This window comes from Streptomyces sp. NPDC050164, from assembly GCF_044459945.1.
Classification (GTDB): Bacteria; Actinomycetota; Actinomycetes; order Streptomycetales; family Streptomycetaceae; genus Streptomyces; species Streptomyces coeruleorubidus_A.
The window spans coordinates 20,969-39,381 of sequence record NZ_JBITJK010000035.1 but is presented as its reverse complement, the minus strand read 5'-3'; the positions used below and the strand labels follow the sequence as shown (position 1 = coordinate 39,381).

The 18,413-nt window shown below is 69.0% G+C and carries 22 protein-coding genes; 15 read left to right on the top strand and 7 right to left on the bottom strand.

Annotated features, from left to right (window positions below; genetic code table 11):
• Positions 1-27: 27 nt before the first annotated feature.
• The 4 genes from ACIBNA_RS34160 to ACIBNA_RS34145 all read right to left on the bottom strand — a co-directional run bounded on the left by ACIBNA_RS34160 (position 28) and on the right by ACIBNA_RS34145 (position 2,702).
• Positions 28-504, bottom strand: coding sequence for a MarR family winged helix-turn-helix transcriptional regulator (locus ACIBNA_RS34160; protein ID WP_274819672.1), 477 nt, complete (start codon positions 502-504; stop codon positions 28-30).
• A 116-nt stretch (positions 505-620) separates the two neighbouring features.
• On the bottom strand, positions 621-1,421 hold the full coding sequence (locus ACIBNA_RS34155; protein ID WP_399169059.1) for an AIM24 family protein: 801 nt from the start codon (positions 1,419-1,421) through the stop codon (positions 621-623).
• Positions 1,418-2,068 carry an AIM24 family protein gene (locus ACIBNA_RS34150; RefSeq protein ID WP_399169058.1) on the bottom strand — a complete coding sequence of 217 codons (651 nt, stop codon included), beginning with the start codon at positions 2,066-2,068 and terminating at the stop codon, positions 1,418-1,420. The genes ACIBNA_RS34155 and ACIBNA_RS34150 overlap by 4 nt, the downstream gene beginning before the upstream one ends.
• Before the next feature lies 1 nt (position 2,069).
• Positions 2,070-2,702: an AIM24 family protein gene (locus tag ACIBNA_RS34145; RefSeq protein ID WP_010048561.1), complete on the bottom strand. Its 633-nt coding sequence runs from the start codon at positions 2,700-2,702 to the stop codon at positions 2,070-2,072.
• A gap of 185 nt (positions 2,703-2,887) precedes the next feature.
• Here ACIBNA_RS34145 and ACIBNA_RS34140 point away from each other — a divergent pair, with 185 nt between their 5' ends.
• From ACIBNA_RS34140 to ACIBNA_RS34100, 9 genes are all read left to right on the top strand, one after another.
• On the top strand, positions 2,888-3,232 hold the full coding sequence (locus tag ACIBNA_RS34140; RefSeq protein ID WP_399169057.1) for a DUF3817 domain-containing protein: 345 nt from the start codon (positions 2,888-2,890) through the stop codon (positions 3,230-3,232).
• Positions 3,229-3,522: an MTH1187 family thiamine-binding protein gene (locus tag ACIBNA_RS34135; protein WP_399169056.1), complete on the top strand. Its 294-nt coding sequence runs from the start codon at positions 3,229-3,231 to the stop codon at positions 3,520-3,522. Before ACIBNA_RS34140 ends, ACIBNA_RS34135 begins: the two co-directional genes overlap by 4 nt.
• 230 nt (positions 3,523-3,752) lie before the next feature.
• Positions 3,753-4,871 carry a SchA/CurD-like domain-containing protein gene (locus tag ACIBNA_RS34130; RefSeq protein WP_399169055.1) on the top strand — a complete coding sequence of 373 codons (1,119 nt, stop codon included), beginning with the start codon at positions 3,753-3,755 and terminating at the stop codon, positions 4,869-4,871.
• A 76-nt stretch (positions 4,872-4,947) separates the two neighbouring features.
• Complete coding sequence (locus ACIBNA_RS34125) at positions 4,948-5,412, top strand: cupin domain-containing protein (protein WP_399169054.1); 465 nt, start codon at positions 4,948-4,950, stop codon at positions 5,410-5,412.
• Positions 5,409-6,677 (top strand): beta-ketoacyl-[acyl-carrier-protein] synthase family protein, encoded by a 1,269-nt coding sequence (locus ACIBNA_RS34120; RefSeq protein ID WP_399169053.1) that lies wholly within the window; start codon positions 5,409-5,411, stop codon positions 6,675-6,677. The genes ACIBNA_RS34125 and ACIBNA_RS34120 overlap by 4 nt, the downstream gene beginning before the upstream one ends.
• Positions 6,674-7,924 (top strand): ketosynthase chain-length factor, encoded by a 1,251-nt coding sequence (locus ACIBNA_RS34115; RefSeq protein WP_399169052.1) that lies wholly within the window; start codon positions 6,674-6,676, stop codon positions 7,922-7,924. Before ACIBNA_RS34120 ends, ACIBNA_RS34115 begins: the two co-directional genes overlap by 4 nt.
• 34 nt (positions 7,925-7,958) lie before the next feature.
• Positions 7,959-8,216: an acyl carrier protein gene (locus tag ACIBNA_RS34110; RefSeq protein ID WP_274819686.1), complete on the top strand. Its 258-nt coding sequence runs from the start codon at positions 7,959-7,961 to the stop codon at positions 8,214-8,216.
• A gap of 1 nt (position 8,217) precedes the next feature.
• Complete coding sequence (locus ACIBNA_RS34105; RefSeq protein ID WP_399169051.1) at positions 8,218-8,697, top strand: SRPBCC family protein; 480 nt, start codon at positions 8,218-8,220, stop codon at positions 8,695-8,697.
• Positions 8,698-8,723: 26 nt separating this feature from the next.
• The gene (locus tag ACIBNA_RS34100) at positions 8,724-9,065 is read left to right on the top strand and encodes a TcmI family type II polyketide cyclase (protein ID WP_059418079.1); all 342 of its coding nucleotides are present in this window, start codon (positions 8,724-8,726) and stop codon (positions 9,063-9,065) included.
• 64 nt (positions 9,066-9,129) lie between these two features.
• Here the strand turns inward: ACIBNA_RS34100 and ACIBNA_RS34095 are convergent, their stop codons facing one another.
• Both ACIBNA_RS34095 and ACIBNA_RS34090 read right to left on the bottom strand, forming a co-directional pair.
• Positions 9,130-10,113, bottom strand: a complete 984-nt coding sequence (locus ACIBNA_RS34095; RefSeq protein ID WP_399169050.1) for an amidohydrolase family protein — start codon at positions 10,111-10,113, stop codon at positions 9,130-9,132.
• 38 nt (positions 10,114-10,151) lie between these two features.
• Positions 10,152-11,795, bottom strand: coding sequence for an FAD-dependent oxidoreductase (locus tag ACIBNA_RS34090; RefSeq protein WP_399169049.1), 1,644 nt, complete (start codon positions 11,793-11,795; stop codon positions 10,152-10,154).
• A gap of 232 nt (positions 11,796-12,027) precedes the next feature.
• Here ACIBNA_RS34090 and ACIBNA_RS34085 point away from each other — a divergent pair, with 232 nt between their 5' ends.
• The 5 genes from ACIBNA_RS34085 (at position 12,028) to ACIBNA_RS34065 (ending at position 16,326) form a co-directional block, all read left to right on the top strand.
• A complete protein-coding gene (locus ACIBNA_RS34085; protein ID WP_399169048.1) occupies positions 12,028-13,287 on the top strand; it encodes a cytochrome P450 in 1,260 nt (419 codons plus the stop codon).
• Positions 13,284-13,625 (top strand): antibiotic biosynthesis monooxygenase family protein, encoded by a 342-nt coding sequence (locus tag ACIBNA_RS34080; protein WP_399169047.1) that lies wholly within the window; start codon positions 13,284-13,286, stop codon positions 13,623-13,625. Before ACIBNA_RS34085 ends, ACIBNA_RS34080 begins: the two co-directional genes overlap by 4 nt.
• A 32-nt stretch (positions 13,626-13,657) precedes the next feature.
• Complete coding sequence (locus ACIBNA_RS34075) at positions 13,658-14,167, top strand: MarR family winged helix-turn-helix transcriptional regulator (protein WP_392037038.1); 510 nt, start codon at positions 13,658-13,660, stop codon at positions 14,165-14,167.
• Positions 14,168-14,210: 43 nt separating this feature from the next.
• On the top strand, positions 14,211-14,549 hold the full coding sequence (locus ACIBNA_RS34070) for a DUF3817 domain-containing protein (RefSeq protein ID WP_399169046.1): 339 nt from the start codon (positions 14,211-14,213) through the stop codon (positions 14,547-14,549).
• Positions 14,550-14,625: 76 nt separating this feature from the next.
• On the top strand, positions 14,626-16,326 hold the full coding sequence (locus ACIBNA_RS34065) for a methylmalonyl-CoA mutase (protein ID WP_399169045.1): 1,701 nt from the start codon (positions 14,626-14,628) through the stop codon (positions 16,324-16,326).
• A 53-nt stretch (positions 16,327-16,379) separates the two neighbouring features.
• On the opposite strand, the gene ACIBNA_RS34060 is transcribed toward ACIBNA_RS34065, so the two are convergent.
• Complete coding sequence (locus ACIBNA_RS34060; protein ID WP_399169044.1) at positions 16,380-17,015, bottom strand: TetR/AcrR family transcriptional regulator; 636 nt, start codon at positions 17,013-17,015, stop codon at positions 16,380-16,382.
• Between the two features lie 255 nt (positions 17,016-17,270).
• Between ACIBNA_RS34060 and ACIBNA_RS34055 the strand changes: the two genes are divergently transcribed.
• Positions 17,271-18,245 carry a tetratricopeptide repeat protein gene (locus tag ACIBNA_RS34055; protein ID WP_399169043.1) on the top strand — a complete coding sequence of 325 codons (975 nt, stop codon included), beginning with the start codon at positions 17,271-17,273 and terminating at the stop codon, positions 18,243-18,245.
• Positions 18,246-18,413 lie beyond the last annotated feature (168 nt).

The following is an 18,413-nucleotide window of genomic DNA, read 5'->3' as shown; positions in this document are numbered from 1 at the left end:
CGCACGGCCCCCGGTGCGCCGTCCGCGTCACGGGCGTCCGCGCTGGCCGCGCAGGTGCTCCGCGATGGGCTTGAGGGCCTTGTCGAGCTCCGTCATGGCCTCGGGGGCCAGCAGGTCGATGAAGTGCCTCCGCACGGACGCCACATGATGCGGCGCGACCTTCTGCATCGTCGCCATACCGTGCTCGGTGAGGACCGCGTAGAGCCCCCGGCGGTCGGACTCGCAGTTCTCCCGCCGGACCAGGTTCGCGTTCTCCATGCGCGTGATCTGGTGCGACAGGCGGCTCTTGGACTGGAGGGTGGCGGAGGCGAGGTCGCTCATCCGCATCCGCTGGTCCTCCGACTCGGAGAGATTCACCAGGATCTCGTAGTCGTTCATTGTCAGGCCGAACGGCTGCAGGTCCTTTTCGAGCTGGTACGTCAACAGCCTGTTGACCTCCAGGTGGGTGCGCCAGGCGCACTGCTCCGCATCGGTCAGCCAGCGGGTGGCCGTCTCGGTCTCCATGAATGAAGTCTACCTAAAAGGTTGAAAGGCGAACTAGTGAGGGTTTTCGTGTGACGGAGCGCACCCGCCGAACATTGGTGCGCAGACGTTCGATGTCACACTCCGCAGACTACCGCTCACAGCCCGAAGCGACGCTGGAGGTCCCCCAGCTGTCCGGGAAGACGCGGTACGCCGGACTGTCCGGGCTGAGTCCCGGGAGCCCCGCCGCCGGGCACGCCGGCCTGGTGCGGAACGGCCCCCGTGGCCTGCTCGGCCATGAGGGTCTCGGACGACTGGAGCAGGACCGTGCCGGCACCGACGAACTCGAACTGGTGCTCCTCCCCGGAGGCCCCGCCGAGGCCCGTCAGTGCACGTAGACCGCCCATTACGCCGGTCATGTACCCGTGGTCGTAGTGGTGGCAGGGCGAGGGGCAGTCGGCCCATCCGACCAGGGCCTGGGGGTCGACCCGGATGGGGGGTTCCATGAACACCACCGGGCCGTTCGACGCGGCCACGAACTTTCCGGTTCCGATGAGGGTCAGAAAACCCGGCACGATTGATTGCTTCAGTGACAGAGTTGGCTGAAAAGCGAGGAGGTTGCCCGAGCGAATGGTCAGGTTGCCGTTCTCGAGGTCGTACGAGTTGACGTCGAAGGCCCGGTCGGCGAGGAGCATCTTGCCCGAGCCCTCCGCCACGACCCAGTCGCTCGCGTGCAGTGGCGAATGGAAGGACGTACGGACGAGACGGTCCAGCCGGCCGTGTCCGACGCCGTTGAAGTCGATCGAGCCGTAGTAGGCGATCATCTTCCCCTTCTGGAGGAACCACTGACTCCCCTTGAGCTCCACGCAGAAGGTGTACGGATTGACGTTGTCGTCGGGCGGCAGCGTCGCCGGGTCGAAGACCGCGGGGCCGGCGCCCGGGGTTCCGTAGGTGCTCACAGCTTCTCCTCCGACGCCTGGACGTACACCGCACCGCTGCCGCTGAGCTCCAGCTGGAACGCCTCGCCCGAGCCGCGGCCCACCATGTCCCGCCAGCCCAGGGCGGTGGACAGCTTGTTGCGTACGTCGCCGTGGTGGGCGACGTAGGCCTGCGGGTCGACGTGCACCGGCCGCTGGGGCGTGATGGGGATCTCGATCACCCCGCCATGGGCCATGACGGCGACGGCCCCGCGTCCCTTGAGCGTGGTCGTGAACAACCCCTGGCCGCTGACCTGCCCCCGGACCATGCCCATGACGCCGCCCTGCGAGCCCAGGAACATCGTGCCCTGCTGGAGTGTGCCCTCGAAGGCGAGGAGGCGGTCCGCCTCGACGTACAGCGTGTCGCCGGACAGCTGGATCACCTGGACGTGATGCCCACCGTGCCCGAAGAGGACCGTGCCGCTGCCCTCGACGGTCATCAGGGGCGTGTCCTCGTCGGCTACCCGGCGGCCGATCATGGACATCAGCCCGCCCTGGCCGCCGGCCGTGTTGGGCGTGAAGGACACCTCGCCCTTGTAGGCGAGCATCGCGCCGCGCTGGCTGAACAGCTTCTGCCCCGGCGCGAGAGTCGCCTCGACCACCTTCGCGTTGATCTCCCGGAAGGCCATGTCACACGTCTCCCGCGATCGTGTTCCGCTCGCTCGGCTGCACGTACACCAGCCCGTCCCCCTCGAACCGCATCTGGAAGGCCTCGCCGCCGCCCTCCCCGAGCAGCGTGCGGAACGTCACACCGGACTGGAAGGACTGCCGCAGGTTCCCCTGGTGGGCGACGTAGGCGCCCGGGTCCACGGTCAGCGGATACTGCGGACTCACCCGCAGTACCACCGCCGGGCCGTCCGACATGATCGCCGCCTGGCCGTGGCCCTCGACGGTCGTCGTGAACAGTCCGTTGCCCTGTGAGGCCCCGCGCAGGCCGGTGAACTCCGTCCCCGTGCGCAGCCCGCCGTCGGTAGCGAGCAGGTTGCTCGACTCCACGTAGAGCTTGTCTCCCTGGAGACCGACCAGGTTGATCTCGGAGGCGCGGTCCGCGAACCAGCAGGTCCCCCGCCCCTTCACCTCCATCAAGGTCATCTGCTCGCCGGTCAGCCGCCGGGTCACCATGCCTCGTATGCCCTCGCCGCCGCCGCTGAGCTTCTTGAAGGCCATCTCGCCGTCGTACGCGACCATCGAGCCGTTCTTCGCCTTCACGGCGTCTCCGGTCATGTCGACGGCGAGCACCTTGCTGCTCTGAAGTCGGAACATCGCCACGTACGCGAAGGTAGCCGCAGGCCGGGTGCCACGGACAGGGCCTGTGGGTGGAGAACGACCCTGACCGCACCCCTAGGGGGTGTGGCCCCGAGGCGGTTTGCCACAATGGGCGGGACGCTTGTGCGTGCGTTCACAAAGCGTCAGGCCCCAGCAAGACCGTCTCCCACCGAAGGTGACCCGTGGACCTCAAGACCGCCACCGCCATCCGCCGCCTCCGCCTGGTCTCGGCCCCCGAGGCGATCTCCTTCCTCCTCCTGCTGGTCTGCTCGGTGCTGAAGCGGACCACGGACTTCAATGCCGTGCCGGTGATGGGCATGGTGCACGGTGTCCTGTTCATCCTGTACGTGATCTTCTGGGCCGACGCGTGGAACCGGACGAAGTGGTCGGTGAAGACCGCCGCCGTGTACTTCGTGCTCTCGGTGCTGCCTGCCGGTGGGTTCTTCGCGGAGCGCAAGCTGCGGCGTGAGGCCGAGGACGCGGTCATCGCGTCCCGGGCGCGCCAGGAAGGGGCGGTGAAGGCGTGATCGTCGCCTTTTCCGTGACGCCCTTGGGGGTCGGGGAGGACGTGGGGGAGTACGTCGCCGATGCCGTACGCGTGGTGCGCGAGTCGGGCCTGCCCAACCGGACCGACGCGATGTTCACCTCGATCGAAGGCGAGTGGGACGAGGTGATGGACGTCGTCAAGCGCGCCGTCGCCGCGGTCGAGCAGCGGGCTCCGCGTGTGTCCCTGGTCCTCAAGGCGGACATCCGTCCCGGAGTTACGGACGGGCTCACCTCCAAGACGGAGACGGTGGAGCGGCACCTCGCCGAGTAGCCCGCATGGACCACAGCCCCGGCTCGTGACGAGCCGGGGCTTTGCTGTGCCCATGGCGAGGCCCGGTCCGCGCCGGAGCGGCACGACCCGTGCACCGGGCAGTTCCCTCTGATGACCCGTGCGGCTCGCGCAGTCCGACGCACCGACCCACGATGAGGGCTCAGGGCCGACCGCCGTCCCCCTGCCGGACACGGCGGCCGCCGTCTGCTCAGCGAAGGAAGGGCCTGCCGGTGAACACTTCGACGTATACGTCCCAGTCGGCGTTCGACGGCTCCAGGCTGCGCGTCATCCTGCTCGTCGATCTCCACGAAGGCGCCCAGCAACGGTTCCTCGACGCGTACGAGCACATGCGCAACCGGGTCGCGTCGGTTCCCGGTCACCTCGGTGACCAGCTGTGCCAGTCCGTGGAGAACCCGTCCCAGTGGCTCATCACAAGCGAATGGGAGACTGCGCCGCCGTATCTCGCCTGGGTGAACAGTGAGGAGCACCTCGAGACCGTCAGGCCCATGCAGGACTGCGTCCGGGACATCCGGTCGATGCGTTACAGCGTCATCCGTGAGACCGGGCGTGCACTCCCGCCCACCGCCGGGACCGCTGACGAGGTCCAGGCGCCGGTGCGGGTGGGCGACGGAGTGACGCGCCATGCGCTGACGTTCACCGTCAAGCCCGGCTCCGAGTCGAAGGTCGCGGACATCCTCGCCGGATACGCGCCGCCCCAGGCCCGCGCCGACGACTCCACCCGACTGCGCCGCACGACGCTGTTCATGCACGGCAACCGGGTCGTACGCACCGTCGAGGTGGAGGGCGATCTGCAGACGGCGCTGCGCCACGTCTCGCGTCAGCCGGAGGTACGGGCCGTCGAGGAAGCCCTCAATCCGCACCTGGAACAGAGCAGGGATCTGACCGACCCCGCGTCGGCACGGGCCTTCTTCATCCGCGCGGCCATGCCGGCCGTACACCATGTGGCGCGTGGCGGCCCCGACCCGGCCGGTCTGCGGCGTCACGCGCTGTACTACCCGGCCCGCCAGGGCTGCGGGATGGCGCTGGCACAGTTGCTCTCCCAGCAGGACGAGACCGCCGCGGCCGACCCCGCCGGCCCCGTGCACCGCAGCACCGTCTTCCACCGGGACGACCTGGTCGTCCGGCTCATCGACACGCGGGACCCCGAGACCGATCCGGTCAGGGCGCTCGGACTGCACGGCACGAGGAAGGCCGCCGTGCTGGCCCGCCTGCTCGACGGCGCCGCACTCGGCGTCGAGGGGCCGCTCTCCGACGACCGGGACGCCACCCGCCTCCTGGCGCACACCGACATGACGCTGATCACCGATCGCAGGGCTGCCCAGTCCTGACAGTCCACGGACGACACCCGCCCATGGACGACACCGCCCCTGGACAACACCCCACAGACCGATCTGGAGACGGACCATGCACAAGACGCGCCCGCGCATCGTGGACCTCAGCGAGACCGAGCCCAACCGCAAGCGCGGTGGCGACCTGCGCACTCTGCTCACGCCCCTCACGGTGGGTTCCACGAGCGGGTTCATGGGCCTGGCCATCATGCAGCCAGGTGAACGCATCAGCGAGCACTACCACCCGTACTCGGAGGAGTTCGTCTACGTCGTCCAGGGCGAGCTGGAAGTCGACCTGGACGACGTGCCCCACCCGATCCGCGCCGACCAGGGCCTCATGATCCCCATCGGCATGCGCCACCGCTTCCGCAACATCGGTGACGCCGAAGCCCGGATGGTCTTCCATCTGGGTCCGCTGGCTCCGAAGCCGAGCATGGGCCACGTCGACACGGAGGCCGTGGAGGGGAACACGAGCGGTGAAACGTACCCGGCCGTGCAGGGGGACGGCGCGCAGCCCGAGCGACGCGGGGTGCCCTCGTGACCCGGCGGGTGGCGGTCACCGGCATCGGTGTCGTCGCCCCGGGCGGCATCGGGGTGCCGGCCTTCTGGGACCTCCTCTCCGGCGGCCGTACCGCGACGCGCGGCATCACACTGTTCGATCCCGAGGGGCTGCGGTCACGTATCGCGGCCGAGTGCGACTTCGACCCGCTCGCGCACGGGCTCGATCCCGACCTGGTCGAACGCACCGACAGGTACATACAGTTCGCCCTCGTCGCCGCGGCGGAGGCGGTGGCCGACTGCGGCATCGACTTCGGCGCCGAGGACCCGTGGCGCGTAGCCGTCTCGCTCGGCAGCGCCGTGGGCGGCACGACCCGCCTGGAGCACGACTACGTCCTGGTCAGCGAGCGAGGGCAGCGCTGGGACGTCGACCACCGCGCCGCCGGCCCGCAGCTGCACCGGGCCTTCTCGCCCAGCACCCTGGCGTCCGACGTCGCCGAGTACTTCGGCGCCCAGGGGCCGGTGCAGACCGTGTCGACCGGCTGCACCTCCGGACTCGACGCGGTGGGCTACGGCTTCCACACGATCGAGGACGGCCGCGCCGACATCTGCATCGCCGGAGCGTCCGACTCCCCGATCTCCCCGATCACCATGGCCTGCTTCGACGCCATCAGGGCGACATCGCCGAACAACGACGACCCGGCGCACGCCTCCCGGCCCTTCGACGCCCACCGCGACGGATTCGTCATGGGAGAGGGCTCCGCCGTGCTAGTCCTGGAGGAGCTCGAACACGCCCGTGCCCGCGGCGCGCACGTCTACTGCGAGATCCGCGGCTACGCCACCTTCGGCAACGCGTACCACATGACCGGACTGACCAGCGAGGGCCTGGAGATGGCCAGGGCCATCGACACCGCGCTCGGACAGGCCCGGCTGGATCCCTCACTCATCGACTACCTCAACGCGCACGGCTCGGGCACCCGCCAGAACGACCGTCACGAGACCGCCGCGGTCAAGCGGTCCCTGGGCGCCCACGCCTATGACACGCCCATGAGTTCGATCAAGTCCATGGTGGGCCACTCGCTCGGCGCGATCGGCGCGATCGAGGTCGTCGCCTGCGTGCTGGCCCTGGCCCACCAGGTGGTCCCGCCGACGGCGAACTACGAGACCCCGGACCCCGAGTGCGACCTGGACTACGTACCGCGCACCGCACGTCCGCGCAAGCTCGCCAACGTGCTGTCCGTGGGCAGCGGCTTCGGCGGGTTCCAGTCCGCAGTGCTTCTGACAGGGCCGGCCGGGAGGAAACGATGAGCGCTCATCCGAACCGCCGCACCGCCATCACCGGGATCGGAGTGGTCGCGCCCAACGGTCTGCAAACCGAGACCTACTGGAAGTCCGTCAAGGAGGGCCTGTCCGTACTCGACCGGATCACCCGGGAGGGATGCGGGCATCTTCCGCTCCGCGTCGCCGGCGAGGTCCGGGGATTCGACCCCACGGCACTCATCGAGGAGACCTTCCTCGTCCAGACCGACCGCTTCAGCCACTTCGCGATGGCCGCCGCCAGCGCGGCCCTGAAGGACGCGGGACTGAGCGACGCAGTCACCGACTCCCCGTACTCCGTCGGTGTGGTCACCGCCGCCGGATCCGGTGGCGGTGAGTTCGGCCAGCGGGAGCTGCAGAAGCTGTGGGGACAGGGGTCCCGATTCGTCGGTCCCTACCAGTCCATCGCGTGGTTCTACGCGGCCAGCACGGGCCAGATATCGATCCGCAGCGGCTTCAAGGGCCCCTGCGGCGTGGTCGCGAGCGACGAGGCCGGCGGCCTGGACGCCGTCGCGCACGCCGCCCGTACCGTGGGGCGGGGGACCGACGTGGTGGTGGCCGGGGCGGCCGAAGCGCCGCTCGCTCCGTACTCGATGGTCTGCCAGCTCGGATACCCGGAACTCAGCACGGTCGAGGACCCGGCGCGGGCCTATCGCCCCTTCACCTCCGCGGCCTGCGGCTTCGTGCCGGCCGAGGGCGGTGCCGTGCTGATCGTCGAGGACCTGGACCGCGCACGCCGGCGCGGTGCGGACGTCCGCGCCACCGTGGCGGGCCATGCGGCCACGTTCACCGGCGCCTCGCGCTGGGACCGCTCACGGGAGGGACTCGCCCACGCCATCCGTGGTGCCCTCGACGAGGCCGGCTGCGCACCGGAGGAGATCGACGTTGTCTTCGCCGACGCGATGGGTGTCCCGGAGGCGGACCGCGCCGAGGCCCTCGCCCTCGCCGACGCCCTTGGCCCGCACGGCACCCGCGTGCCCGTCACGGCCCCCAAGACCGGTATCGGGCGGTCCTACTGCGGGGCACCCCTGCTGGACGTCGTGGCCGCGGTGATGGCCATGGAAGAAGGGCGGATCCCGCCAACGCCCAACGTCTTCGACATCTGCCACGACATCGACCTGGTGACGTCGACGGCGCGCCCGGCCGAGCTGAGCACGGCCCTGGTCCTCAGCCGTGGACTCATGGGCTCCAACGCGGCGCTGGTACTGCGCCGCGAGCCGGGACCAGCCGCCCGGTGAAGCCCACCGCACCCGTACGACAAGGAGAACGCGCATGAACAGTGAAGTGACCCTCGAAGAGCTGGCCGCACTGATGAAGAAGGCCGCCGGTGTCACCGTCGACCCGCACGACCTCGAAGCCCGGGTCGACACACCCTTCGCCGAGTTCGGGCTGGACTCACTCGGCCTCCTCGGCATCGTGGGCGAGCTGGAGAACCGGCACGCCCGGGCGCTGCCCACCGACGCGGAGAAGTGCAAGACGCCCCGCGACTTCCTCGACCTCGTCAACAGCACGCTCATGACAGGAGCCTGAGATGGCAGGGCACACCGAGAACGAGATCACCATCGCCGCACCCCTCGACCTCGTCTGGGACATGACCAACGACGTCGAGAGATGGCCGCAGCTGTTCAGCGAGTACGCGGCCGCCGAGGTGCTGTCCCGGCAGGGCGACACGGTCACCTTCCGCCTGACCATGCACCCCGACGAGAACGGCAAGGTGTGGAGCTGGGTGTCGGAACGGACCACCGACCGCGACACGCTCACCGTCACGGCACGCCGGGTCGAACCCGGCCCGTTCGAGTACATGAACATCCGGTGGGAGTACGAGGAGACCCCCGACGGCACCCGGATGCACTGGACCCAGGACTTCGCCATGAGGCCGGACGCGCCGGTCGACGACGCCGGGATGACGGACATCATCAACCGCAACTCGCCCGTCCAGATGGCCCTCATCCGCGACCGCATCGAGCAGGTCGCCCACGAGCGGCGGACCTCCCCCGTCACGCCCGCCTGAACGGCGCCGCCGCGTAAGGAGACCCCATGCATCACGCCCTGATCGTCGCCCGGATGGCCCCGCATTCGGCTCCGGACATCGCCGAGGTCTTCGCGGCCTCCGACCGCGGCGACCTGCCCCGCCTCGTCGGGGTGACCCAGCGTTCCCTCTTCCAGTTCGGCGATGTGTACATGCACTTCATCGAGGCCGAGCAGGACCCGGGCCCCGCCATCGCGCGCGTGGCCGGGCATCCCGAGTTCCGCGACATCAGCAGCAAGCTCGAGGCGTACGTCAGCCCGTACGACCCGCAGACCTGGCGCGGTCCGAAGGACGCGATGGCGCAGTGCTTCTACCACTGGGAGAGAGACACGGCCCCGGCCACCCGGTGACACCGACGAGAGAAGGCCGCCGCCCGTCAGGGCGGCGGCCTTCTCTCGTGCGTGCGGCCAGGAGCTAGGAGGAGCGGGCCAGTACCGGCAGCAGACGTAGGGCGTTCTCCCGGTTGATGCCCCTGAGCTGCTCCGGGGAGAGGAAGGGATCGCCGTCCAGCGCCGGTACCGCGATGTCGGCGACGACCTGTGCGGGGGTGGGCGGCCAGTCCGTGCCGAAAAGGACCCGGCTGGGATCCACGGTGGCCAGCAGTGTGGGCGTGGCGGAGTCAGACATGGGGCCCGCCGTGTCGAAGTAGAACCGGTGCAGGTAGTCACGGACCCTGCCCGGCTCGATCGCGGGGGTGAGGTGCCCGCCGAAGAGTTCGAGCCGAGTGGCCATGTACGGCAGGAAGCCTCCTCCGTGGGGAAGGACGAAGCTGAGATTCGGATAGCGGTCCAGGGTGCCGTTCCGGATCAGGTTGATGGCCGCGCGTGTGGTGTCCATGAGGAAGTCGCACACGAAGGGCGGCATCCCCGGCAGTCCGGGACTGCCGTCCTTTCCGGCCGGCACTTCCATGGGGTGCGTGCTGACGACGGCGGACCGGTCGTTCAGCTCCTGCAGGAGGCGGTCGTGGGTGGCGTCACCGAGGTAGACACCGTCCATGCTCGTTCTCGTGCTCACCCCGACGGCCCCGAGCTCGTCGAGTCCGTAGCGCAGGCTCCACTGCGAGAGTTCCAGGTCGTCCAGGAACACAGGAGTGAAGAAGGCGAAGCGCGCGGGATGGTCCTCGACGACATCGGCCGCCGCCCGCAGGGCGATCCGCGCGCTCTCCTGGCGCTCCGCGCGCTCGCGGAACCGTCCGAGCATCGCGACGGTCATGACGGCGGTGCTGATGCCCGTCTTGTCCATGACCCCCAGAGCCGCGTCCAGGTCCCAGCGTGTCCACCAGGGCAGCCTTTCGCGGTTGATGACACCGCGTTCTTCCGCCCAGTCCAGCCAGGCCGACGCGGTGAAATGGTGGTGGACGTCCACTCGGCCCGCGACGGGGCCGTCTTCGTATGGCATCGGCATGTCCTCGGCGTGGTCGTTTCGGTGGGTGGTGCTCAGCCGCGGCAGAGCACGGTCTGCAGCACGTCCGTCAGCACACGATCGGCAGACGGCAGGTGGGTGTGCGCACGCCATGCGACGAAACCGTCCGGGCGTACGAGGACGGCACCGTCGTCGGCGGTGCCGTGCAGCGCCGCCCAGTCGGCATCCGGCTCGGGAACAAGGTCGTGATCAGGGCCGTCTCCCACGAGATACACCTCGACCGGAACGCCCAGGTGCTCGCGGGCCCGCTCCGCCGCGCGGCGCCACTCGTGGCCTTCGGCCCCGGCGAGCACGACGAAGGAACGCTCGTACAGATCGAGAGTGGAGATCCTGGCGCCTCCTGCCCTGACCCACATATGGGGGGCGCGGCTCCCCGGCTCTCCGCCGATCCGGAAGGCTTCCGGGACGACCGGCCGCTGAGGGGAGGCGCCCACCACAGCGTTCGACGCGTACCGGTAGCAGAGCGCGATCGTCATGAGATCCGCCGCGTCGTTGTTGCGTCCCGCTGCCGCACTGAATGCGGGGTGCTGCTCCTCGGCCGCCTGCTGGGAGGCCCGCGCGCTGGTAGTGACAGCGACAGGCCGTCGTTCGCACTCGTAGGTGTCGAGAAGCGGCAGGCCGGCCCAGCCGCGGAGTACCGCGGCGAGTTTCCAGGCGAGGTTGTGGGCGTCCTGGATCCCGGTGTTGGAGCCGAACGCCCCGTTGGGCGGCATTTCATGAGCCGCGTCACCGGCCAGAAAGACCCGGCCCTGCCCGTAGCTGTCCGCGACTCGCTTGGAAGCGTGCCAGGGCGCCTTTCCTGTGATCTCGACATCAATGTCCGGAACACCGACGGCCGCGCGAATATGTGCCGCGCAGCGCTCGTCTCCGAAGTCCTTCAGGGATTCGCCCTGATCAGCGGACCAAGGAATATGGATGACCCACTGTTCCTCGTTGTCCACGGGCAGCAGGGCGCCTTCCCCCTGTGGATCGGTGGTGTAGCAGACGATGAAGCGCTTCGGTCCGACGTATTCCTTGAGGGTCTTGCTCCGGAACGTGACGCTGACATTGTGGAACAGGGCACCGGGTCCTGACTGGCCGATTCCCAGACGTTTGCGAACGGGGCTTCTCGGGCCATCGGCGGCCACCAGGAAATCGGCTTTCACGGTATAGGTCTCACCGGTGTCCAGGCGCATGATCTGCGCCTGGACTCCCTCGTCGTCCTGTGTGAAGGAAAGCAGTTCCGTACCGAAGCGGATGTCTCCGCCCTGGCGGGCGCGGTTCAGCAGGACCGGCTCCAGATCGTTCTGGCTGCACAGGCACCAGTTCGAGGAGCTGATCCGGGAGACATCCATACCTGCGGCGATGTCCTTGACGATCCAGCGGCGCTGGTCCCCGACGAGGGTGTCCACCTGGAGAACGCCGTCGTTTCCGGCGAGCGCGGAGGCCGCCTCCCGCACGCTCTGCTCGAGTTCGGCGGTCCGGAAGATCTCCATGGTGCGCACGTTGTTCCCGCGGCCACGTGGGTGCGTCGATGTCTCGGCATGCCGCTCCACGAGCATGTGCTCGATTCCGAGACGCCCCAGGAACACGGAGGTGGAAAGACCCACCAGGGATCCGCCCACGATGAGAACTGGCACAGATTCCACTACACGTCCGCTCACTGGTTTCCTCGTCATCCGGCGACTGCCCAGCCCGGGAACGGTGGACTGGCCCGTCCATGATGTTTACCAAGCAGGACTTACGCGCGCGATCCGGGGCGCCCCGGGGTGCGCCGACCGGGTAACCGGAGGAATTTCTGCACACATCCTGCGGCGCTCGAACTCATATGGCCCAGCAGCGTTTGCGGCACAGTGCCGGCCGGGAAATCGTGTGACCGACCGACGGAACTCTCGACCCCCGGGACCAGCCATGACGCAAGCGTTCGCATCCGAGGAAATGTCGTCCGAAGAGGCCGCTGCCGCGGCCTCGGCCTGCAGTCGGGAGTTTCGCGCCAACCCGCATCCCGTTTACGCCGCGCTCAGGGCGACAGCACCCGTGTGCCCGCTGACGCCCCCTCACGGGGTCGACACGTATCTCATCACCCGGTACGACGACGCCCGTGCCGCCTTGGCCGATCCTCGGCTGAGCAAGGACATGTACGGCGCCATCGACGCCTATCACCGGATCTTCGGCGACTCGTCGATCGCCCTGGACGACAACATGCTCTTCTCGGACCCTCCGAAGCACACCAGGCTCCGCAGGATCGTCGGCACCACGTTCACCCCCAAAAGGGTGGAATCGCTGCGTCCGAAGGTCCAGAAGATCACCGACGACCTGCTGGACCGCTGCACCGCATCGGAGCCCGTGAACCTCCTGAAGGAGTTCTGCTTCCCGCTGCCGCTGCACGTGATCTGTGAGCTCCTCGGCGTGCCGGAGAACGAACGCAAGCAGGCCCAGGAATGGTCCGCCACCGTCGCTCAGACCGGCTTCGGGCCGGAGGCGCGCAAGGCGCTGGAAATCGCCGAGGGAAACCTGCGCGACTATCTGGTGGACCTGATCGCGCGAAAGCGCAAGGAGCCGGACGGAGCACTGCTCAGCGCACTGGTCACGGCACAGGACGAGGACGGCGCGCTCACCGACCACGAACTCGTCTCCACCGCGTGGGTGCTGCTTTTCGCGGGCCACAAGTCGACCGCGTACCAGATCGGCAACGCCGTCTACCACCTGCTCAGCCAGCCGGAGCAGAAGCGCCTGGCGTTCCGGGACCCGGGGGCGACGGCCGCAGCCGTCGAAGAGATCTTCCGGTTCGAGACCTCGGTGGAGAACTCGACGTTCCGCTACGCGACGGAAGACATCAAGATGCGCGACACACTCATCCCCAAGGGTGCGCTCGTGCAGATTTCGCTCACGGCGGCCAACCGGGACCCGGAGATGTTCCCCGACCCGGACCGCATGGACGTGGAGCGCCCGAACGTCCAGGCGACGCACCTCGCATTCGGCCTCGGCCCGCACTACTGCATCGGCGCGCCTCTGGCACGTCTGGAGATGCAGATCGCCCTCGCCACGCTCTTCGGGCGCCACCCCGGCATGGCCCTGGTCGGGGAGCCGGAGAACGTGCGCTGGCTGACCGTGCCGTTCCCCGCCTTCCGGGGGCTCGCGGAGCTCCCCGTCATTCTCGACCCGTCGTGACTCAGGAGGCGCCGGCGCGGGTGCGAGTGGTTCGCCTGCTGCGCGTCCGGGAGGGAAGCGAAGCGGATTTCGTGGACGCCTACCAAGGTGTACGTGACGGCGCCATGCGGTTTCCCGGACATCTGCGCGAACAGCTCTGCCGCTGCGTCGACGATCCCGGTCGATGGCTGCTCACCAGTGAGTGGGAGAGCCTCGAAGCCGTCAAACGGTGGCGCACCGACCCCGATCACACCACTCTGGTCAGGCCGATGAACGCGTGTCTGCATGACGACCGGTGGACCGGGGTCTTCGAGATCATGCCCGAGGGCCCTGGTGACCGAAGGCCGAGACAGGGCTGACCACCATGTGACCGGCCGGTAAGGTCGGGTACGTGCCCAAGCCGCTCAGTCTCTCCTTCGATCCGATCGCGCGCGCCGACGAACGCTGGAAGCAACGCTGGGGAAACGTGCCGTCCATGGCCGCGATCACCTCGATCATGCGCGCCCAGCAGATCCTGCTCGCCGAGGTCGACGCGGTGGTCAAGCCGTACGGGCTGACGTTCGCGCGCTACGAGGCGCTGGTGCTGCTCACCTTCTCCAAGTCCGGCGAACTGCCGATGTCCAAGATCGGCGAGCGGCTCATGGTGCATCCCACCTCCGTGACGAACACCGTGGACCGGCTCGTGAAGTCGGGTCTCGTGGCCAAGCGGCCCAATCCCAACGACGGGCGCGGCACCCTCGCCAGCATCACCGACAAGGGCCGCGAGGTGGTCGAGGCGGCCACCCGCGACCTGATGGCGATGGACTTCGGGCTCGGGGTGTACGACGCGGAGGAGTGCGCCGAGATCTTCGCGATGCTGCGGCCGCTGCGGATCGCCGCGGGGGACTTCGAGGAGGGGTGACCCGGGCCAAGATCTCCCGGAACGGGTCGTTACGCTCGACGGCATGAAAAAGAGCGTGCTGACCCGCTATCGCGTGATGGCCTACGTCACCGGCGTACTGCTGGTCCTGCTGACCCTCGGCATGATCGGCAAGTACGTGCTCGACCTGAACGGCGCGGCCGACTTCACGCGCGTCGTCAGCATCGCGCACGGCTGGCTGTACGTCGTGTACCTGGTCTTCGCCTTCGACCTGGGCTCCAAGGCGAAGTGGCGGGTGGGCAAGCAGCTGTGGGTGCTGCTCGCCGGGACCATTCCGACGGCCGCGTTCTTCGTGGAGCGCAGGATCAGCCACGAGCTCGCCGCCAGGGTCGCGGAGGACTCGCCCGCGACCGCCAAGGCGTAACCGAGACCGCCGTACGGACGAACGTACGGCGGTCTGCCATCGACATTTACTTGGACGCCCTAGTAAATTCGAAGGTATGGACGCTGACGCCATGGAGGAAGGCCGCCGTCGCTGGCAGGCCCGGTACGACGCCGCGCGCAAGCGCGACGCCGACTTCACTACGCTCTCCGGCGATCCCGTGGAGCCGGTGTACGGACCCCGGCCCGGTGACAGGTACGAGGGGTTCGAGCGGATCGGCTGGCCAGGGGAGTACCCCTTCACCCGCGGCCTGTACGCGACCGGCTACCGAGGGCGTACGTGGACCATCCGGCAGTTCGCCGGGTTCGGCAACGCCGAGCAGACCAACGAGCGCTACAAGATGATCCTCCGCAACGGCGGCGGCGGGCTCTCGGTCGCCTTCGACATGCCGACGCTCATGGGCCGCGACTCCGACGACTCGCGCTCGCTGGGGGAGGTCGGGCACTGCGGGGTCGCGATCGACTCGGCGGCCGACATGGAGGTCCTGTTCAAGGACATCCCGCTGGGTGACGTGACGACGTCCATGACCATCAGCGGACCGGCCGTGCCCGTCTTCTGCATGTACCTGGTCGCCGCCGAACGGCAGGGCGTCGACCCGTCCGTCCTGAACGGCACGCTCCAGACGGACATCTTCAAGGAGTACATCGCCCAGAAGGAGTGGCTCTTCCAGCCTGAGCCGCATCTGCGGCTCATCGGTGACCTGATGGAGCACTGCGCGGCCGGCATCCCCGCGTACAAGCCGCTGTCCGTCTCCGGCTACCACATCCGCGAGGCCGGGTCGACGGCCGCGCAGGAGCTGGCGTACACGCTCGCGGACGGCTTCGGGTACGTGGAACTGGGGCTCTCGCGCGGGCTGGACGTCGACGTCTTCGCCCCCGGTCTGTCCTTCTTCTTCGACGCGCACGTCGACTTCTTCGAGGAGATCGCGAAGTTCCGGGCAGCCCGGCGGATCTGGGCCCGCTGGATGCGGGACGTGTACGGGGCGACGTCGGAGAAGGCGCAGTGGCTGCGCTTCCACACCCAGACGGCGGGCGTCTCCCTCACGGCGCAGCAGCCGTACAACAACGTCGTACGGACGGCCGTGGAGGCGCTCGCGGCCGTGCTCGGCGGGACGAACTCGCTGCACACCAACGCCCTCGACGAGACCCTCGCGCTGCCGAGCGAGCAGGCGGCGGAGATCGCGCTGCGCACGCAGCAGGTGCTGATGGAGGAGACCGGGGTCGCCAACGTGGCCGATCCGCTGGGCGGTTCCTGGTACGTCGAGCAGCTGACGGACCGGATCGAGGCCGATGCCGAGAGGATCTTCGAGCAGATAAGGGAGCGGGGGCTGCGGGCGCATCCCGACGGGCAGCACCCGATCGGGCCGATCACCTCCGGGATCCTGCAGGGCATCGAGGACGGCTGGTTCACCGGGGAGATCGCCGAGTCGGCGTTCCGGTACCAGCAGGCGCTGGAGAAGGGCGACAAGAAGGTCGTCGGGGTGAACGTCCACACCGGGTCGGTGACCGGGGATCTGGAGATCCTGCGGGTCAGCCACGAGGTGGAGCGGGAGCAGGTGCGGGTGCTCGCGGAGCGGAAGGCCGGGCGTGACGACGCGCGGGTCCGTGTGGCGCTCGACGGCATGATCGCCGCGGCGCGGTCGGACGCGAACATGATCGAGCCGATGCTTCAGGCGGTACGGGCCGAGGCGACGCTCGGCGAGATCTGCGGGGTGCTGAGGGACGAGTGGGGGGTGTACACCGAGCCCGCGGGCTTCTGAGTACCTCCTTGCGTCCGCCGGCGGGGTTCAGCGCCTGCGCGGACGGGCACGGCTCAGCCGGCGGCCGTGTGCGCGGCTTCCGGCGCCAGTCCCCGGAGCAGCACCAGGGTGAAGCCGCGTACCCACTCCTCGTCCACCGGCTCTCCGCTCACCAGCGTGCGGTGGACCACCGCCCCCGCCACCATGTCGAAGATCAGGTCTGCTGTGCGGGAGGCTGTGACGGGGTCCGGTTCGGGTGGGAGTTCGCCTCGTGCCTGGGCTCGGGATCTGCCTTCCAGGACAAGGCGTTTTTGGCGGTCGACCACCGACTCGCGGATGCGTTCGCGCAGGGCGTCGTCGCGGGTGGCCTCCGCGACCACCGCCATCAGGCCGCTTCTCGCCTCCGGGCGGTCCAGGATCCTGGCGAACTGGAGGACGACGCCCTCGATGTCGGCGGCCAGTGAGCCGCTGTCCGGGAGCGCCAGTTCGTCGAAGAGTTCCGCGACCGCGTCGACGACCAGTTCGTTCTTGCCGGCCCAGCGGCGGTACAGCGTCGTCTTCGCAACCCCGGCGCGGGTCGCGACGTCTCCCAGGGTGAGCTTGGACCAGCCCAGTTCGACCAGCGCCGCCCGCGTCGCGGCCAGGATCGCGGCGTCCGCCGTGGCGCTGCGCGGGCGCCCGGTGCGGCTGGCTGGGCTGCGGCTGTGCATGTCCTGACCATAAACCGGCGGTTCCTGCGCGGCCGTGAGGGAGATCACCGGGGGGTGGTGGTCCAGTGCGGCGACGTGGCATTACGCTACGTCTCGTAGCGAAAGCCCGTGGGGACGTACACGGGCTTCGGCGACATGGCGTGGGTGGGGACCCGGCGCCGAAGGGCGCCCGACCGGCCCGGCTTCGGGCAACCGACCGGCCCCGCTTTTCCACCGGTTTTCACACGCGCGCGCAGTACGGGGGAGGATAGGCGCATGCAGCCACGGAACATGTCCATGAGCGGAGTCGTCGACCTCGCCGCGGTGAAGGCGGCCCAGGAGGCCAAGGCGAAGGCGGAGCAGGCGCGTGCGCAAGCCGCCCGGGAGGGCGGTGCGGGGGCGATCTCCCCGGCCGATCTCGTCATCGACGTCGACGAGGCGGGGTTCGAGAGGGACGTCCTCCAGCGGTCCGCCGAGGTCCCCGTCGTCATCGACTTCTGGGCCGAGTGGTGTCAGCCCTGCAAGCAGCTGAGCCCGGTCCTGGAGCGGCTGGCCGTCGAGTACAACGGCCGTTTCCTGCTTGCCAAGATCGACGTCGACGCCAACCAGATGCTGATGCAGCAGTTCGGCATCCAGGGAATCCCCGCGGTGTTCGCGGTCGTCGCGGGGCAGGCACTGCCGCTCTTCCAGGGGGCCGCGGGCGAGGCGCAGATCCGGCAGACCCTGGACCAGCTGGTGCAGGTCGCCGAGCAGCGCTTCGGCCTGACCGGCCTCGTCGTCGACGCCGAAGCCGAGCCGGGCGGTGCCCAGCCGGCTCCCGAGCGGCCGGCCGGTCCGTACGACGCGCTCCTCGAAGCCGCCGTGCAGGCGCTGGACTCGGGTGACCTGAGCGGTGCCGTCCAGGCCTACAAGAACGTGCTGAGCGAGGACCCGGGCAACGAGGAGGCCAAACTGGGCCTCGCCCAGGCCGAGTTGCTCCAGCGCGTGCAGGGCGTCGACCCGCAGCAGGTGCGCAGGGAGGCGGCCGAGAAGCCGGCCGACGTGCAGGCGCAGATCGCCGCCGCCGACCTGGATCTGGTGGGCGGCCATGTGGAGGACGCCTTCGGCCGCCTCATCGAGACCGTGGGGCGTACGGTGGGTGACGACCGGGACACCGTACGGATGCGGCTGCTGGAGCTGTTCGAGGTGGTCGGACCCGAGGATCCGCGTGTGATCGCGGCCCGTAGGGCCCTGGCCCGGGCCCTGTTCTGACCAGTCGTTAAACACGCGGGCCTGTGGCGCCCACGTGAAAGATTTGCTGACAGAGCGTCACAGCGGCCGCACTTTGCCAAAACTTGGTAATCGCGGCCGCTGTTACTGCGAGTAAGTCGTGAGCGTTGATCTGTCGGTTTCTGTCCAGCCATCAACGGCTTTGTACCG

Coding starts and splice junctions, on each gene's coding strand:
- ACIBNA_RS34150 (WP_399169058.1), bottom strand. CDS start 2,068: ATGGCCTTCCGGGAGATCAACGCGAAGGTGGTCGAGGCGACTCTCGCG.
- ACIBNA_RS34055 (WP_399169043.1), top strand. CDS start 17,271: ATGCAGCCACGGAACATGTCCATGAGCGGAGTCGTCGACCTCGCCGCG.
- ACIBNA_RS34100 (WP_059418079.1), top strand. CDS start 8,724: ATGCATCACGCCCTGATCGTCGCCCGGATGGCCCCGCATTCGGCTCCG.
- ACIBNA_RS34095 (WP_399169050.1), bottom strand. CDS start 10,113: ATGCCATACGAAGACGGCCCCGTCGCGGGCCGAGTGGACGTCCACCAC.
- ACIBNA_RS34105 (WP_399169051.1), top strand. CDS start 8,218: ATGGCAGGGCACACCGAGAACGAGATCACCATCGCCGCACCCCTCGAC.
- ACIBNA_RS34070 (WP_399169046.1), top strand. CDS start 14,211: ATGAAAAAGAGCGTGCTGACCCGCTATCGCGTGATGGCCTACGTCACC.
- ACIBNA_RS34125 (WP_399169054.1), top strand. CDS start 4,948: ATGCACAAGACGCGCCCGCGCATCGTGGACCTCAGCGAGACCGAGCCC.
- ACIBNA_RS34145 (WP_010048561.1), bottom strand. CDS start 2,702: ATGTTCCGACTTCAGAGCAGCAAGGTGCTCGCCGTCGACATGACCGGA.
- ACIBNA_RS34085 (WP_399169048.1), top strand. CDS start 12,028: ATGACGCAAGCGTTCGCATCCGAGGAAATGTCGTCCGAAGAGGCCGCT.
- ACIBNA_RS34160 (WP_274819672.1), bottom strand. CDS start 504: ATGGAGACCGAGACGGCCACCCGCTGGCTGACCGATGCGGAGCAGTGC.
- ACIBNA_RS34090 (WP_399169049.1), bottom strand. CDS start 11,795: ATGACGAGGAAACCAGTGAGCGGACGTGTAGTGGAATCTGTGCCAGTT.
- ACIBNA_RS34060 (WP_399169044.1), bottom strand. CDS start 17,015: ATGCACAGCCGCAGCCCAGCCAGCCGCACCGGGCGCCCGCGCAGCGCC.
- ACIBNA_RS34065 (WP_399169045.1), top strand. CDS start 14,626: ATGGACGCTGACGCCATGGAGGAAGGCCGCCGTCGCTGGCAGGCCCGG.
- ACIBNA_RS34115 (WP_399169052.1), top strand. CDS start 6,674: ATGAGCGCTCATCCGAACCGCCGCACCGCCATCACCGGGATCGGAGTG.
- ACIBNA_RS34110 (WP_274819686.1), top strand. CDS start 7,959: ATGAACAGTGAAGTGACCCTCGAAGAGCTGGCCGCACTGATGAAGAAG.